Origin of the sequence: Dysosmobacter sp. HCP28S3_G4, from assembly GCF_052065175.1 — a bacterium.
In the GTDB taxonomy this organism is placed as follows: Bacteria; Bacillota; Clostridia; order Oscillospirales; family Oscillospiraceae; genus Oscillibacter.
The window spans coordinates 1-17036 of record NZ_JBQHUP010000051.1 but is presented as its reverse complement, the minus strand read 5'-3'; the positions used below and the strand labels follow the sequence as shown (position 1 = coordinate 17036).

The following is a 17036-nucleotide window of genomic DNA, read 5'->3' as shown; positions in this document are numbered from 1 at the left end:
TGACGGACTCCTGTGCGGGCGTGTCAGCCCAAGGTCTTAACTGTCAGGCCATTTACTCTCTCATTCTAACAGCTTCGGCTTTGAGATGGAAAAAGACGCGGCTGGCTGCCGCGCCTTAAACCGTAATTATTATTATTGTAGGAGGTTTTCTATGACTGAAACTATGACTTCCACAGCCGGAGCGCCCCAGGAGATCCTGTTGCTGAAGCTGGGCGAGGTGGTCCTGAAGGGACTGAACCGCAGCGCCTTTGAGGACAAGCTGGTATCCAACGTCAGCCGCCGCATCCGGCCCTTTGGGCGGTTCCAGGTGTACACCCGGCAGTCCACCATCTATGTGGAGCCGCTGGGCGAGTGCGACGTGGAGAGCGCCTGGCAGGCCTGCACCCAGGTGTTCGGCGTGGCGGCGGTGGCCCGGGCCGTGCCCTGCGGCAAGACGGTGCCGGAGATCGTGGAGACGGCGAAGCACTATCTGGCGGACGCCTTCGCCTCGGCAAAGAGCTTCAAGGTGGAGAGCAAGCGGGCGGACAAGCGGTATCCCATGACCTCCATCCAGCTGTCCCAGGCCGTGGGCGGCGAGCTGGCGGAGGCGTTTCCCGACGTGGCGGTGGACGTCCACCATCCGGAACTGACGGTATTCGTGGAGATACGGGAGAAGGCGGCCTACGTCCACGGCCCCGCCGCCGAGGGCGCCGGCGGTCTGCCGGTGGGCATGGGCGGCAAGGCGGTGAGCCTGCTGTCCGGCGGCATCGACAGCCCCGTGGCCTCCTGGATGATGGCCCGGCGGGGCGTGTGGCTGGAGATGGTCCACTTCGAGTCCCCGCCCTACACCTCCCAGCAGGCCCAGGACAAGGTGCTGGAGCTGGCGCGGCTGCTGGTGCCCTGGTGCGGCCAGCTGACGGTTCACATCGTGCCCTTTACGGAGATCCAGGAGGAGATCCGCCGGAAGTGCCCGGAGGAGTATTTCACCCTGATCATGCGGCGGTTCATGATGCGGCTCAGTCAGGCTGTGGCGAAGAAGGTCCAGGCCAAGGCCCTTGTGACCGGCGAGTCCCTGGGCCAGGTGGCCAGCCAGACCATGATGGCCCTGGGCGTCACGGAGAGCGTGGCGGAGATGCCGGTGCTGCGACCCCTCATCGGCATGGACAAGGTGGAAATCATCCGTCTGTCCCGCCGCATCGGCACCTATGACACCTCCATCCTGCCCTATGAGGACTGCTGCACCGTGTTCACGCCCCGGCATCCCTGCACCCGGCCCAATCTGGAGGATGTGGAGGCCGCCGAGGCGGCAATGGACGTGGAGGCCCTGATGGCCAAGTCCCTGGCCGGGGTGAAGCGGGTGCGCATCAAGAGCAACGGCGCCATGACCGTCCGGGGGACGGAGACAGAGGCATAAAGCACGGGATTTCAGATCAAAACGAAAGAAGGCATTTCTATGGCACATTCGGCGGAGATCATTGCGGTGGGAACGGAGATCCTGCTGGGCAATATCGCCAATACCGACGCCCAGTTCCTGTCCCAGGAGCTCAGCGGCATCGGCGTCAACGTGTTCTGGCACACTGTGGTGGGGGACAACCCGGAGCGGCTGCGGGAGGCCCTGGCCATCGCCCGGAAGCGGGCGGACATCATCATTACCACCGGCGGCCTGGGCCCCACCTATGACGACCTCACCAAGCAGACCATCTGCGAGGAGTTCGGGCAGGAGCTGGTGCTCCATGAGGACATTGTGGAGAACCTGAAGACCTTCTACCGGGAGTCCCTCCACCGGGAGATGCCGGAGAACAACAAGCGGCAGGCGGAGCTGCCGGTGGGCTGCACCATCTTCGACAACGCCGTGGGCACTGCCCCCGGCTGCGCCTTTGAGAGCGGCGGCGTCCATGTACTGATGCTCCCCGGCCCGCCCTTTGAGTGCAAAACCATGACCACCCGCTGCGCCATCCCCTATCTGAGGACCCTCAGCGGAGATGTCATCGTCTCCCGGGATATCATGTGCTTCGGACTGGGAGAGTCCTCCGTGGAGGAGATCCTCCACGACCGGATGGTGGTGATGGAGAATCCCTCCCTGGCCACCTACGCCAAGCCCGCCGAGGTGCGGCTCCGGGCCACCGCCAAGGCCGCCAGTCAGGCGGAGGCGGAGGCCATGCTGGCCCCGGTGGTGGAGGAGGTGAAGGCCGCCCTGGGCGACTATGTGTACGGCGTGGACGTGTCCGGCCTGCCGGAGCAGTGCCTGAAGCTGCTGCGGGAGAAGGGCATGACCTTCGCCACCGCCGAGTCCTGCACCGGCGGACAGATCGCCCAGCAGATCACCGCCCTGCCCGGGGCGTCGGATGTGTACCGGGGCGGCGTGGTGAGCTACTGGACCGCCGTGAAGGCCTCCGTCCTGGGGGTGCCCCAGGAGATTCTGGACGAGTTCGGCGCGGTGTCCGAACCCACCGCCCGGGCCATGGCGGAGGGCGCCGCCCGAATCACCGGGGCGGATCTGGCGGTGTCCGTCACCGGCGTGGCGGGACCGGACAGCGACGAGCGGGGAAATCCCGTGGGGCTGGTGTTCGTGGGACTGGCTACCCCCACGGGGACGTACTGCCGGAAGCTGGATCTGGGCCGCAAGCGCCGGGACCGCATCCGCAACGTGTCCTGCAACCACGCCTACGACATGCTCCGGCGGTACATCACGGGCCTGGACCCGGAGGCGCTGTGAGGCCCGCACACAGATAACGAAAACGCCGCCCGGCCATCTGGCCGGGCGGCGTTCTGCCGTATGGAGAAGTTGATTTGAAATCAGGATCAGTCGCCGTTTCCCGTGGGGATGAAGGGACGAATGGCGCCAGCCACGGCACTGACCGGCATGGTCTGGAGCCAGACGCGGCCAGGGCCGGTGATGACGGTGTTGAAAACGCCCTCGCCGCCGAAGAGAATGTTCTTCATGCCGGGCACTGACTGGATGTCGATGGAGCAGGAGGCGTCCATGGCGGCGAGATAGCCGGTGTCCACCACAATGGACTGGCCCGGCGCCAGGTCGTACTGCTTCACATAGCCGTCGAACTCACAGAAGGCCGTGCCCCGGCCGGACAGCTTCTGCATGATGAAGCCCTCGCCGCCGAAAAAGCCGGAGCCCAGCTTCTTCTGGAAGAAAACCGACAGCTCCACCGTGGACTCGCTGGCCAGAAAGCCGCTTTTCTGCACCACCAGCTCCCGTCCGGGGGCGATGTCGAAGGCCCGGATGTCTCCGGGGAAGCTGGAGGCGAAGGCGATGAGGCCGGGACCTCCCTGGGCGGTGTAGCGGTTCTGGAACAGGGCCTCTCCGGCGAACATCCGGCCCAGGGCCTTTCCCAGGCCTCCCCGGGTGGTGGTCTCCATCCGCATGTTGGGGCTCATCCAGCTCATGCTGCCCCGCTCGGTGAGCATGGATTCTCCGGCTTCCAGCTGGCAGATGGCCACCGGCAGCGGCGTTCCCTCAATGGAATAGCGCATACGCGATGCTCCTTTCAATCTCCCCAGCGGTCCTCCGGGGATGGTTTCTCCCATTGTAATACAATCCAGCGCCTTCGGTCAATTCCATCGCCGCTTTTTGTCCGGAAAGTTCAGGCGGGAGAGGCGTCCCTGCCCCACATCAGCACAAAGGCCGCCGACTGAAGAGCCGCCGCCCCCAGTACCGCCCGCTGAGGGGCGGGACCGGTGAGGAACGCGCCCAGGGCGGCACCGGCGATGAAGCAGCCGATGATGCCGTAATAGCACAGCGCCTTCTCCAGAGCCGTCCGGTCCCGGCGGACCAGACCATGGTACAGAGCCTCCGTGCCGCTGCGGAGATTGCCGGTGCACATGGTGGAGGCGAAGGCGTTGCCCCGGACCTTCCGGAAGGTCTCCACCTGCAGGGCGCAGACGAAGGCCACCATCGCGTTGGACGGCATGTCCCAACTGCCCAGCGGCAGGAACGCTACAACACAAATGACGGCGATCTCCGCCAGCAGGATGGTGTGGCGCCAGTGATACCGGCCGCTGTTGGGATGGCGGTCCCGGATGAGCTCCGCCGCCAGCACGCCGGCGGCAAAGGCCAGGATGGGAAGCAGATACGTACCGGCCGCCCGCCACTGGCCTCGGGCCAGATGAAGGCCCAGCAGGACGATGTTGCCGGTCTCGGCGTTGGCGAACACGCCGCCTCTGCTGAGATAGGTGTAGGCGTCCAGCAGGCCGCCTGCCGCCGCCAGCAGTGCACTCACCAGAAAGGATTCGGATCTCTGAAACTGCTTTTTCGGAAGATGCTCCACAGGATGTGCGCTCCTTTTTCAAAATTCCGTGAAGAAGCCGGTACGCACGTTCGGCGCGTACCGGCTCCTCTCGCTGCTCGGATGGGCGGTTCTATTCTAATACAGACCGGCATGGCGGTCAAGTGCCGCCGCCGGAGCGCGGGGGCGTATCAGTACTCGGTGATGCCCTCGTAGACCAGCTTGGCGCCGCCCACCAGCAGGACCGTGTCGTCGGTATAATTCACAACCAGGTCGCCGCCCCCGGTCTTGACGGTGATGTCCCGGCCTTTTTCACACTGGCCTGTGGCCACGGCGGCCACCACCGCCGCGCAGGCGCCGGAGCCGCAGGACAGCGTCTCGCCGCTGCCCCGCTCCCAGGTCCGCAGCTTGATGGTGCTGGGATTTACCACCCGGACGAACTCCGTGTTGATGCGCTCCGGGAAGTAGTCCGCGAACTCGAACTGGGGCCCCACGGTGTTCAGATCCACGGCGTCCACCCGGGGACAAAACACCACGCAGTGGGGGTTGCCGATGTCCACGCAGGTAACGGCGTACTCCTGCCCGCCCACGGTCAGCGGGTAGTTGACGGCCTCCTTCACCGGGAGGTTCAGGCGGAGGGCGGAGAGGTCCAGGGAGGCGCGGCCCATGTCCACACAGGCGGAGGTGACCTTGCCGTTGGTGGTGTAGAGGGTGACGGTCTTCACGCCCCGGTCCGTCTCGATGGTGATGGTCTCCTTGTGGACGATGTTCTTGTCGTAGAGGTACTTCACAATGCAGGACAGGGCGTTGCCCGCCACCGGGCTCTCGGAGCCGTCGGCGTTGAACATCCGCATCCGGATGTCCGCCGTCTCAGAGGGCTCCATGAGGATGATGCCGTCGGCGCCGATGCCGTAGTGCCGGTCGCAGAACAGGATGCACAGGGACTCCGGGCAGGTGATCTCGCCGTGGAAGTTCTCCAGAAGGATGTAGTCGTTGCCGCTGGCCTGGATCTTGGAGAAGGGGAGCTTCTGATGCTCCGTCCGAAGGTGGCAGATGTCCACCAGTTCCGTGTTGTTCTGGTTGTACCGGGAGGCCAGAATGTCCGCCAGGGCGCCGGCGGTGTCCAGAGAGGTGAGGCAGGGGATGCCCAGCTGGACGCAGCGGTGGTTCAGGTGGATGAAGTCCCGGATGTAGTTGGGCTCCGTGGAGCCGGTGAGGATGACGTAGTCGATCTTGCCGTCCTCCAGCAGCTGGAAGACCCGGCTGTCCCGGCCCAGCTTGCCCACCACCTCCACGGTGGTGCCCAGACGGGAGATCTCCTTGGCGGTGCCGTCGGTGGCGTAGAGCTTGTAGCCCATGTCGTCCAGCTTCCGGGCGATGCCCACGATCTCCGGCTGGTCCCGGCGGTTGACAGAGATCAGCACGCCGCCCCGGACGGGCTTTTCCACGTGATAGCCCGCGGAGAGCAGTCCCTTGAACAGGGCCTCGTGGAGATTCTTGCCCAGGCCCAGCACCTCTCCGGTGGACTTCATCTCCGGGGACAGGGCGGCGTTGGCGTCGGTGATCTTCTCAAAGGAGAACACGGGGACCTTCACCGCCACGTAGGGAGGCTGCCGGTACAGACCGGTGCCGTAGCCCAGGGACTTCAGGGGCTGGCCGATCATGACCCGGGTGGCCAGATCCACCATGGGCACGCCGGTGACCTTGGAGATGTAGGGCACCGTCCGGGAGGCCCGGGGATTCACCTCGATGACGTACAGCTCACCCTGATAGATCAGATACTGGATGTTGATGAGGCCCCGGGTCTTCAGGGAGAGGGCCAGCTTCTCGGAGCAATCGATGATGGTGTGGAGCATCTTGTCGCCGATGGAGAAGGGGGGATAGACGGCGATGGAGTCGCCGGAGTGGACGCCGGTGCGCTCGATGTGCTGCATGATGCCGGGGATCAGCACGTCCGCGCCGTCGGAGATGACGTCCACCTCCAGCTCCGTGCCCATGAGGTACTGGTCCACCAGCACCGGGTTCTCGATCTTGCCGGAGAGGATGATGTCCATGTACCGGCGGACCTCGCCGTCGTTGTGGGCGATGACCATGTTCTGTCCGCCGATGACGTAGGAGGGGCGCAGCAGCACGGGATAGCCCAGCTCATGGGCCGCCGCCAGGGCTTCGTCCAGGCCCAGCACGCCACGGCCCGCGGCCCGCTTGATGTGGAACCGCTCCAGCAGCTCGTCGAACCGCTCCCGGTCCTCCGCCATGTCGATGGACTCGGCGGAGGTGCCCATGATGCGGATGCCACGGCTGTCCAGGAACTTGGTGAGCTTGATGGCCGTCTGGCCGCCGAAGGCCACCACCACGCCCATGGGCTTCTCCACCTCGATAATGTGCATGACGTCCTCCGGGCAGAGGGGCTCGAAGTACAGGCGGTCGGCGGTGTCGTAGTCCGTGGAGACGGTCTCCGGGTTGTTGTTGACGATGACCACCTCATAGCCCAGCTGCTTCAGCGTCCAGACGCAGTGAACGGAGGAGTAGTCGAACTCAATGCCCTGGCCGATGCGGATGGGGCCGGAGCCCAGCACCATAATGACGGGCTTTCTGGACCGGGGGAAGGTCCGGGACTCGCAGAAGCGGTCGAAGGTGGAGTAGAAGTAGGGGGTCTCCGCGTCAAACTCCGCGGCGCAGGTGTCCACCATCTTGTAGACGGCGGCCTTGCTCTCACAGGGCAGCGCCTGAGCGCCGGAGAGCCGCAGCAGGGCGCTGTCGGGATAGCCGAACTGCTTGCCCTGTTCATAGAGCTCCGCCGTCAGGCCCTCCCGCTCCAGCGTCTGCTCAAAGTCCGCCAGACGCCGGATGTGGCTGAGGAACCAGTGGTCGATCTTCGTGATGTCATGGATGGTATCCAGGGACACGCCGGACTTCATGGCCTCAAAGATGGTGAACAGCCGGTGGTCGTCTACCCGGCGGAGCCGCTCCTCAATGGGGGCGGTGTCGTCCTCGTCGGGCTTGCGGTTCAGGGTGTCCATGCCGATCTCCGCGCCCCGGACGGCCTTCATCAGGGCCATCTCGAAGCTGGGGGCGATGGACATGACCTCGCCGGTGGCCTTCATCTGGGTACCCAGGGTCCGGGAGGCGTCGGCGAACTTGTCGAAGGGCCACTTGGGCATCTTCACCACGATGTAGTCCAGCGCAGGCTCGAAGCAGGCGCAGGTCTTGCCGGTGATGTCGTTTTTGATCTCGTCCAAGGTGTAGCCCAGGGCGATCTTGGCGGTGATCTTGGCGATGGGATAGCCGGTGGCCTTGGAGGCCAGGGCAGAGGAGCGGGAGACTCTGGGGTTCACCTCAATGACGGCGTACTCGAAGCTGTCGGGATTCAGGGCCAGCTGGCAGTTGCAGCCGCCCACGATGCCCAGATGGGTGATGATGTCCAGGGAGGCCTTCCGCAGCATCTGGAACTCTTTGTCGGACAGGGTCTGGGTGGGGGCCACCACGATGGAGTCGCCGGTGTGGACGCCCACCGGGTCCAGATTCTCCATGGAGCAGACGGCGATGACGTTGCCCGCGCTGTCCCGCATGGTCTCGAACTCGATCTCCTTCCAGCCGAAGATGGCCTTTTCAATGAGCACCTGGGTGATGGGTGAGGCGTCCAGACCCGTCTGGGCGATAATGCGCAGCTCATCGGCGTCCTTGGCCGCGCCGCCGCCGGCGCCGCCAAGGGTAAAGGCGGGACGGACGATGACGGGATAGCCGATGCGGTCCGCCACGGCCAGGGCGTCCTCCACAGTCTCAGCGATGTCCGAGGCGATGACGGGCTGGCCGATCTCGGCCATGGCCTCCTTGAACAGTTCCCGGTCCTCGGCCCGGGAGATGGCCGCGGCGTCGGTGCCCAGCAGGCGGACGCCCTGTTCCTTCAGGAAGCCCTCTTTGTCCAGCTGCATGGCCAGCGTCAGGCCGGTCTGGCCGCCCAGGCCCGCCAGAATGGAGTCGGGCTTCTCCTTTTTGATGATGCGCTTGATGGTGTCCGCCGTCAGAGGCTCCAGATAGATCTCGTCCGCCATGGCCTGATCGGTCATGATGGTGGCGGGGTTGGAGTTACACAGCACCACGTTGACCCCGGCCTCTTTCAGGACCCGGCAGGCCTGGGCACCGGCGTAGTCGAACTCCGCGGCCTGGCCGATGACGATGGGGCCGGAGCCGATGACGAGGACTTTCTTGATACTGGTATCGAGAGGCATTACCGGTCACCACCTTTCATCATTTCCACAAACCGGTCAAACAGGAAGCCGGTGTCCTTGGGGCCGGAGCAGGCCTCCGGATGGAACTGCACCGTAAAGGCGTTCCACTCCGGATAGTCAATGCCCTCGCAGGTGCCGTCGTTGGCGTTGATGTAGCGCACCTTGCCGGTCTTCAGACTGCTTCCGTCCACGGCGTAGCCGTGGTTCTGGCTGGTGATGTAGGTCCGGCGGCCCTCCAGATCCCGGACGGGCTGGTTGACACCCCGGTGGCCGTACTTCAGCTTGTAGGTGCTGCCGCCGGCGGCCAGCGCCGTCAGCTGATGGCCCAGACAGATGCCGAACAGGGGGACCTTGCCCAGAAGGTTTTTGATCTGTTCGATCTCAAAGGTATTCTCGGAGGGGTCGCCGGGGCCGTTGGACAGCATGACGCCGTCGGGGTGTCCGGCCAGGACCTCCTCCGCGGAGACGGAGGCGGGCAGCACCGTGACCGTACAGCCCCGCTGCTGAAGGCTGCGGACGATGTTCCGCTTGGCGCCGTAGTCGATGAGGGAGACCCGGTATTTCTCCACGCCCTCCGCCGGATGGGCGCTGGGGGCCGGACTGGTGACCGCCCGTACCACGCCCTGGACGGCGTACAGCTTGATGGGAGTCAGGTCCGCGGGGATCTCACTGCAGATGGATGCGTTCATAACGCCGTGCTCCCGCAGAATGCGGGTCAGCTCCCGGGTGTCCACGCCGTACAGGCCCGGCACGTTCCGCTCCTTCAGGAAGGTGTCCAGATCGTACTGCGCGCGGAAATTGGAGGGGCTCCCGCACCACTCCCGGACCACATAGCCCCGGACGGCGCAGTTCCCCTCGAAGTCCTCTTCCATGATGCCGTAATTGCCGATCAGCGGATAGGTCTGCAAAACGATCTGTCCGGCGTAGCTGGGGTCGGTCAGCGTCTCAATGTAGCCGCACATGCCGGTGGTGAATACCAGTTCGCCCACGGTGTCCGACATGGCGCCGAACCGGCAACCCTCAAACACCTGGCCGTCCTCCAGCACCAAATATGCCTTTTCCATACTCTCTCTCCTATTTCAAATTTGCATATTTATTTATTGTTCGCTATTATCCGCTATTTTTATGCGCGAGTCAACCGCTTTTATTGAAATATTTACCGCCGTTTCCACAGAGTTTTTTCGCCGGAAAGGTCATACTTTTTGTGCATTTTCCCAGTTGGACATTGCAAGCGGCCTCCATGTCCGGTATAATGGACGTTGTTGGATAGCACTCCGGCTGACCGCCGGAGCGCGGAAAGAAAGACCGCCCCGCTGCCGGGGGCAGGGGCATTTTTGAGAATAGAGGAGTCGGTATGCAGTATCGAATGGGAAAACACGGTGAGCAGATCTCTCTGCTGGGTTACGGCTGTATGCGGTTCACCCGCAGCGGCGGCGGGATCGATCTGGACAAGGCGGAGCGGGAGCTGATGGCGGCCATCGACGCCGGTGTGAACTATCTGGACACCGCCTATATCTATCCCGGCAGCGAGGCGGCGGTGGGCGAGATCCTGCGGCGGAACCAGTGCCGGGACCGTGTGCTGATCGCCACCAAGCTGCCCCAGTATCTCATCCGCTCCCGGAAGGGCATCGACCGTTGCTTCGACGAGGAACTGAAGCGGCTGTGCACCGACCATGTGGACTTCTACCTCATGCATATGCTGGCGGACGTCAGTGCCTGGGAGAAGCTGCGGAGCTTCGGCATCGAGGAGTGGATCGCGGAGAAGAAGGCGTCGGGCCAGATCCGGAATATCGGCTTCTCCTTCCACGGCGGCACCGCCGCCTTTCTGGAGGTGCTGAGCGCCTACGACTGGGACTTCTGCCAGATCCAGTACAACTATATGGACGAGACCACCCAGGCGGGCCGCAGGGGACTGGAGACGGCGGCCGCCCGGGGTATCCCCGTCATCATCATGGAGCCCCTTCGGGGCGGACGGCTGGCCAATCAGCTGCCTCCGGCGGCAAAGGAACTGCTGGAGAAAGAGGGAAAGGGCCGCTCCGCCGCCGAGTGGGGACTGCGGTGGCTGTGGGACCAGCCCGGCGTCACCTGCGTCCTGTCGGGCATGAACTCCCTGGAGATGGTGGCGGAAAACTGCCGTATCGCCTCGGAGGCCCGGGCCGGGGAGTTCACGGAGGAGGACCGGGCCCTCATTGCCGGACTGAAGCGGGAGATCAGCGGGGCCCTGCGGGTGGGCTGCACCGGCTGCGGCTACTGCCAGCCCTGCCCCAGGGGCGTGGACATCCCCGGCGTATTCCGGTGCTGGAATGAGGTAGGCATCGATGGAAAGGGCAAGGCCTGCCGGGAGTATATGCAGACCACCGCCATGCGGCGGCAGTCCACCGGCGTCCGGCACTGCGTGGGCTGCGGTAAGTGCGAGCAGCACTGTCCCCAACATCTGGACATCCGGAAGGAGCTGAAGCGGGCCGCGGCGGAGCTGGAGACACCTGCCTACCGCATCGTGGAGCAGGCCTACCGTCTGCTGAAGATCTGATCCTACGGAGGAGACACATGGCTGACAACGAAAACGGCAGGGAGCCGCTCCGGGAGGACGGCTCCCAGGAGATCATCTATATCAATCCGGAGTTCTTGAAAAGCGCCGCGGCGTCCCTGCATCAGAAGCAGGAAGATCTCCACAATCTCATGGCCGCCGCGGAGGACGGCGATCTGGAGGCCCAGGAGCGGCTGGCTGCCTGCTATATGGAGGGCTCTCAGGGCGCACCGAAGGATGAGCGGAAGGGCGCCTACTGGTTTCAGCAGGCCGCCCAGGGCGGCAGCATCAACGCCCAGCTGAATCTGGGCGTGTGCTATGAGCGGGGCGTCGGCGTGGAGCGGGACCCCCATCGGGCGGCGGAGCTCTATCAGGAGGCGGCGGACGCCGGCTTTCCGCCGGCCCAGTGCGCCCTGGGCCTTTGCTATGAGCTGGGCAGCGGCGTCCCGCTGGACAAGGAGAAGGCGGCGGAGCTGTATGCCTTGGCGGCGGAGCAGGGCTACGCGCCGGCCCAGTGCAATCTGGGCTTCTTCTATTATCACGGCATCGCCGTGGAGGAGGACGACGTCCAGGCGGTGTCCTGGTTTGAAAAGGCGGCGGAGCAGGACTTTTCCCGGGCGCTGTTCCTGCTGGGCGAGTGCTATGAGCACGGCTACGGCGTGCCCAAAGACTGGGGCCGGATGCTGGCGCTGTACCGCCGGGCGGCGGAGCAGGGCTTTGTTCCGGCCCAGTGTTCCCTGGGCTACTGCTATTACCGGGGCAACGGCGTGGAGGAGGACAACGCTCAGGCGCTGCAATGGTTCCTGAAGGCGGCGGAAAAGGGGTATCCCCGCGCCCAGTATCTGGCCGGTCAGTGCTATGACTACGGCTACGGCACGGAGGAGGACCTAGAGAAGGCGCTCCGGCTCTACCGGGCCGCGGCGGAGCAGGACTATCCCCCGGCCCAGTGTGCCCTGGGGCTGTGCTACGAGCTGGGCAAGGGGGCAGCGGAGGACAAGCTGGAGGCGGCGCGGCTGTACCGTCAGGCGGCGGAGCAGGGCTACGCTCCGGCCCTGTGCAACCTGGGTTTTTTCTACTACCACGGCATCACTGTGGAGGAGGACGACCGGCAGGCCCTGGCGCTGTTTTTAAAGGCGGCGGAGCAGGGCTACGCCCGGGCCCAGTTCCTGGCGGGGGAGTGCCTTCAGTACGGCTACGGCGCGGAGAAGGACCTGGAACGGGCGGTGGTCCTCTACCAGAAATCGGCGGAGCAGGGCCATCCCGGCGGCCAGTGCGCCCTGGGGCTGTGCTATGAGCTGGGCGAGGGAGTCCCGGAGGACAAAGCGGAGGCGGCGCGGCTGTATCGTCTGGCGGCAGAACAGGGCCACGCTCCGGCTCAGTGCAATCTGGGCTTCTTCTACTATCGGGGCATCGCCGTGGAGGAGGATGACCGGCAGGCGTTCCAATGGTTCTCCAGGGCGGCGGAGCAGGACTATCCCCGGGCACAGTTCCTGGCCGGACAGTGCTGGGAGAACGGCTGCGGCACGGAGCGGAACATGGGAAAGGCCGCAGAGCTGTATCGCGCCGCGGCGGAGCGGGAGTATCCCGACGGACAGTGTGCCCTGGGGCTGTGCTATGAGCTGGGCGAAGGGGTGCCGGAGGACAAGGCGGAGGCGGCGCGGCTGTACCGTCTGGCGGCGGAACAGGGACTGGCCCGGGCCCAGTGCAACCTGGGCTTCTTCTGTTATCACGGCATTGGCGTTCCGGAGGACAATGCGCAGGCCTTTCAGTGGTTCTCCAAGGCGGCGGACCAGGGCTACGCCAGAGGCCAGTATTTCGTGGGCGAGTGCTACGAGTACGGCTACGGCGTGGAGAGCGATCCGGAGAAGGCTGTGGAATTCTACGGTCAGGCCGCTGAACAGGAATATCCGGACGGACAGTGCGCCCTGGGGCTGTGCTATGAGCTGGGCAAGGGCGTGGCGGAGGACAAGGCGGAGGCGGCGCGGCTGTACCGTCTGGCGGCGGAGCAGGGGCTGGCCCGTGCCCAGTGCAATCTGGGCTTCTTCTGCCTGAACGGCATCGCTGTGGAGGAGGACGAGAAGCAGGCTCTGGAGTGGTTCCTGAAGGCGGCGGAGCAGGGCCATGCCCGGGCACAGAGTCTGGCGGGCGAGTGCTATGACTACGGCTACGGCACGGAGAAGGATCCGGAAAAGGCAGCGGACTTCTATCGCGCCGCGGCGGACCAGGACTATGCCCCGGCCATCTGCAACCTGGGCTTGTGCTACGAGTTGGGGAAAGGCGTGGCGGAGGACAAGGCGGAGGCGGCGCGGCTGTACCGTCAGGCGGCGGACATGGGCTACGCCCGGGCGCAGTGCAATCTGGGCTTCCTCTACTACCACGGCAGCGGCGTGGAGGAAAACAACGACCTGGCCTTTGACTGGTTCTCCCGGGCCGCAGCCAACGGGCAGGCCAGAGGACAGTATTTCGTGGGAGAGTGCTATCAGTACGGCTACGGCGTGAAAAAGGACCCGGCCCGGGCCGTAGAGTTCTACCGCCAGGCCGCCGGACAGGGCTATGCCTCCGCGCTGTACAAGCTGGGTGTCTGCTGCTACGAGGGCATCGGGATGCCGAGGGACTATCAGAAGGCCGTGGAATACTACCGTCAGGCGGCGGACAAGGGCCTCGCGTCCGCCCAGTGCAACCTGGGCTACTTCTATTACATGGGCTACGGCGTGGAGCAGGACTACGACCAGGCGTTCCGCCTGTACTGTCAGGCGGCAGACCAGGGAAACGTGGTGGGCATCAACAATATGGCGGACTGCTATGAACACGGCTACGGCGTGGAGCAGGACCTGGAGCGGGCTGTGGAGCTGTACCGTCAGGCGGCGGACCGGGGGAATCCCACCGCCATGGAGAGCCTGGGCTGTATGTGCGAGGAGGGCCGGGGCGTGCCCCAGGACCCGGAAAAGGCCGTGGAGCTGTACCGTCAGGCCGCCGATGCGGGGAACCACATGGGCGAGTACCGTCTGGGCCGGTGCTACGAACAGGGCACCGGCGTGCGGAAGGACCGCCACCGGGCCATGGAGCTGTACCGACAGGCCTCCGCCGGCGGCTGCAAGGAGGCCGGAGAGGCCCTGAAACGGCTGCGAGCCGGCGGGCACGGACACGGCCTGCTGGGCTGGCTGAGGGGAAAGTGAACGCCACCCGGACGATCAAACAAAAAACCGCCGGAGGCGCGAACCTCCGGCGGTTTTTACAGCAGAGATTGTATCATACGAAAACCTGATAAAAAGCTTGAAAAGCTTTTTATAGCGCAAAGCGCGTCAGGTTTTTATGAGACGTGGTGATCCGCGGCACGTGCGGCACCAGCGTGCAAAGCACGCGGGATTTCAAATAAAGCATTTTATTTGAAATCAGTATCAGACCGGCGTATCTTGAAGGGACTCCCGGCGGATCAGGCGGAACACCACCAGATACATGACCACCACGAAGATCACGAACGCCACGGTGGCCAGGGCGGTGCCAGACATGGCGCAGGCGTCATAGAAGCCGTGGAGGAACACGGCGACGAGATAGCCCGCCCGCAGATTGGCCTTGCAGCCCGGCTTGTCGCCCAGATCGAACCGCAGCTTTGCCCGGCCATAGAAGACGCCCATGAACACGGCGAAGCCCATGTGTCCGGGGACGGCCAGCAGGGCCCGGGGCAGGGCCACGGAGAGTCCATAGCTCATAACGTACTGGATGTTCTCATACGCGGCGAAGCCCAGGGAGACGAACACCGCGTAGACGATACCGTCAAAGCTGTAGTTAAAGTTAGGGTCATACCAGGTGCGGCGCTTCAGGAAGAAGAACTTGGTGCCCTCCTCCACCACCGCCACCACGAAAAAGGCCAGCAGGACCGTGTACCAGGGGCTGCCGGGATCCACCAGAGCATTCAGGATGCTCTCACCCAGCGATTCCAGCACAATGGAGATCAGCGCCGCGATGACGCCCATAAAAAGGAGCCGTATCAGCAGAAGGGGTGGTTCCGGCTCCACCGTGTCCTTCCGGTAGATATAGCGCAGCAGAAACACCGCCGGCAGAACGGCCGCCAGCACATAGATGCCCAAAATGTACAGCGCGGGCGCCGCAAAAAACGGGGCGAAGAAAAACATAGGAAGCTCCTTTCTCTGTATATCGCTTTATACCGTCTGGCGGTGGGGAGAAACGAACATCACTCCTCGTCCAGCTTGAGGACGGCCAGGAAGGCCTCGGTGGGGACCTGGACGGTACCCAGACTCCGCATCTTTTTCTTGCCCTCTTTCTGCTTTTCCAGCAGCTTCTTCTTCCGGGTGACGTCGCCGCCGTAGCACTTGGCCAGCACGTCCTTCCGCATGGCCTTCACCGTCTCCCGGGCGATGATGCGGCCGCCGATGGCCGCCTGAATGGGGATCTCGAACAGCTGGCGGGGGATGTTGTCCTTCAGCTTCTCGCACAGCCGCCGGGCCCGGGGATACGCCTTGTCCTTGTGGGCGATAAAGCTCAGGGCGTCTACCTGGTCGCCGTTCAGCAGCAGGTCCACCTTCACCAGTTCGCTGGGCCGGTAGCCGGACAGCTCGTAGTCCAGGGAGGCGTAGCCCTTGGTGTTGGCCTTCAGGGTGTCGAAGAAATCGTAGATGATCTCGTTCAGGGGCATCTGATAGTGGAGCTCCACCAGATTGGTGTCCAGATACTGCATGTCCTTGAACTCGCCCCGGCGGTTCTGGCACATGGGCATGATGTTGCCCACGTACTCGTTGGGGGCGATGATGGAGACCTTCACATAGGGCTCCTCCGCGTGCTCAATGGAGGCGGGGTCCGGATAGTTGTGGGGGTTGTCCACCGTCACCATGGAGCCGTCGGTCTTGTAGACATGATAGATGACGGAGGGCAGGGTGGTCACCAGATCCAGGTCGAATTCCCGCTCCAGCCGCTCCTGGATGACTTCCATGTGGAGCATTCCCAGGAAGCCGCAGCGGAAGCCGAAGCCCAGAGCCGCCGACGTCTCCGGCTCAAAGCTGAGGGAGGCGTCGTTGAGACGCAGCTTCTCCAGAGCGTCCCGCAGGTCCGGGAACTTGCTGCCGTCCTCGGTGTAGATGCCGCAGTAGACCATGGACTGCACGGGCCGGTAGCCCGGCAGGGGCTCCGCCGCGGGCGCGGCGGCGTCGGTGACGGTGTCGCCCACACGGGTGTCCGCCACGTTTTTGATGCTGGCGGTGAAGTAGCCCACCTCGCCGGCCTCCAGCGACTGACAGGGTTCCAGGCCCAGGGGCAGCAGATGGCCGCACTCGATGACCTGATAGACGGCGCCGGTGGCCATGAGCTTCACCGTCTGGCCCACCCGGAGGGTGCCCTCCTTCAGCCGCATGTAGACGATGACGCCCCGGTAGCTGTCGTACTGGCTGTCGAAGATCAGGGCCTTCAGCGGCGCGTTGATGTCGCCGGAGGGAGGGGGCACGTTCTTCACGATGTCTTCCAGCACGGCGTCGATGTTGATGCCCATTTTGGCGGAGATCTCCGGCGCGTCCATGGCGGGCAGGCCGATGATGTCCTCCACCTCATGCTTAGCCTTCAGGGGGTCGGCGGCGGGCAGGTCGATCTTGTTGAACACCGGCAGGATCTCCAGATCGTGCTCCATGGCGAGATAGGTGTTGGCCAGGGTTTGGGCCTCCACGCCCTGGGTGGAGTCCACCACCAGCACCGCGCCCTCGCAGGCGGCCAGGGAGCGGGAGACCTCGTAGTTGAAGTCCACATGGCCCGGCGTGTCGATGAGGTTCAGCTCGTAGAGCTGGCCGTCCTGGGCATGATAGTTCAGCTTCACGGCACGGGCCTTGATGGTAATGCCCCGCTCCTTTTCCAGGTCCATGTTGTCCAGCAGCTGGCTCTCCATCTCCCGCTGGGAGACGGCGTTGCACTTCTCCAGCAGCCGGTCCGCCAGCGTGGACTTGCCGTGGTCAATGTGGGCGATGATGCTGAAGTTTCGGATGTTGCTCTGTTTCGTCATAGTTCGGATAACCTCCATAGGCAAGTCCACGCAGGCCCCCGCGCAGGCGGGGCGGCGCG

At 64.3% G+C, this 17036-nt stretch carries 10 protein-coding genes; 4 read left to right on the top strand and 6 right to left on the bottom strand.

What is annotated here, in order from left to right:
- Nucleotides 1–151: 151 nt before the first annotated feature.
- Together thiI and ACTNBU_RS10710 are read left to right on the top strand one after the other, a co-directional pair.
- Nucleotides 152–1393, top strand: a complete 1242-nt coding sequence (gene thiI, locus ACTNBU_RS10715) for a tRNA uracil 4-sulfurtransferase ThiI (RefSeq protein WP_441033844.1) — start codon at nucleotides 152–154, stop codon at nucleotides 1391–1393.
- A gap of 39 nt (nucleotides 1394–1432) precedes the next feature.
- Complete coding sequence (locus ACTNBU_RS10710; RefSeq protein ID WP_441033843.1) at nucleotides 1433–2695, top strand: competence/damage-inducible protein A; 1263 nt, start codon at nucleotides 1433–1435, stop codon at nucleotides 2693–2695.
- An 86-nt stretch (nucleotides 2696–2781) separates the two neighbouring features.
- Here the strand turns inward: ACTNBU_RS10710 and ACTNBU_RS10705 are convergent, their stop codons facing one another.
- The 4 genes from ACTNBU_RS10705 to ACTNBU_RS10690 form a co-directional block, all read right to left on the bottom strand.
- Nucleotides 2782–3468 (bottom strand): TIGR00266 family protein, encoded by a 687-nt coding sequence (locus tag ACTNBU_RS10705; RefSeq protein WP_441033842.1) that lies wholly within the window; start codon nucleotides 3466–3468, stop codon nucleotides 2782–2784.
- A 110-nt stretch (nucleotides 3469–3578) separates the two neighbouring features.
- On the bottom strand, nucleotides 3579–4214 hold the full coding sequence (locus ACTNBU_RS10700) for a YoaK family protein (RefSeq protein WP_441033841.1): 636 nt from the start codon (nucleotides 4212–4214) through the stop codon (nucleotides 3579–3581).
- A 197-nt stretch (nucleotides 4215–4411) separates the two neighbouring features.
- Nucleotides 4412–8449 (bottom strand): carbamoyl-phosphate synthase large subunit, encoded by a 4038-nt coding sequence (gene carB / locus ACTNBU_RS10695; protein WP_441033840.1) that lies wholly within the window; start codon nucleotides 8447–8449, stop codon nucleotides 4412–4414.
- Nucleotides 8449–9513 (bottom strand): carbamoyl phosphate synthase small subunit, encoded by a 1065-nt coding sequence (locus tag ACTNBU_RS10690; RefSeq protein WP_441033839.1) that lies wholly within the window; start codon nucleotides 9511–9513, stop codon nucleotides 8449–8451. The genes carB and ACTNBU_RS10690 overlap by 1 nt, the downstream gene beginning before the upstream one ends.
- A gap of 290 nt (nucleotides 9514–9803) precedes the next feature.
- On the opposite strand from ACTNBU_RS10690, the gene ACTNBU_RS10685 reads away from it, so the two are divergent.
- The gene (locus ACTNBU_RS10685) at nucleotides 9804–10979 is read left to right on the top strand and encodes an aldo/keto reductase (protein WP_441033837.1); all 1176 of its coding nucleotides are present in this window, start codon (nucleotides 9804–9806) and stop codon (nucleotides 10977–10979) included.
- A 17-nt stretch (nucleotides 10980–10996) separates the two neighbouring features.
- Nucleotides 10997–14152 (top strand): SEL1-like repeat protein, encoded by a 3156-nt coding sequence (locus tag ACTNBU_RS10680; RefSeq protein WP_441033835.1) that lies wholly within the window; start codon nucleotides 10997–10999, stop codon nucleotides 14150–14152.
- A gap of 222 nt (nucleotides 14153–14374) precedes the next feature.
- On the opposite strand, the gene ACTNBU_RS10675 is transcribed toward ACTNBU_RS10680, so the two are convergent.
- A complete protein-coding gene (locus ACTNBU_RS10675; protein ID WP_441033833.1) occupies nucleotides 14375–15109 on the bottom strand; it encodes a PrsW family intramembrane metalloprotease in 735 nt (244 codons plus the stop codon).
- A gap of 59 nt (nucleotides 15110–15168) precedes the next feature.
- A complete protein-coding gene (gene lepA / locus ACTNBU_RS10670; protein ID WP_441033831.1) occupies nucleotides 15169–16977 on the bottom strand; it encodes a translation elongation factor 4 in 1809 nt (602 codons plus the stop codon).
- Nucleotides 16978–17036: the final 59 nt, after the last annotated feature.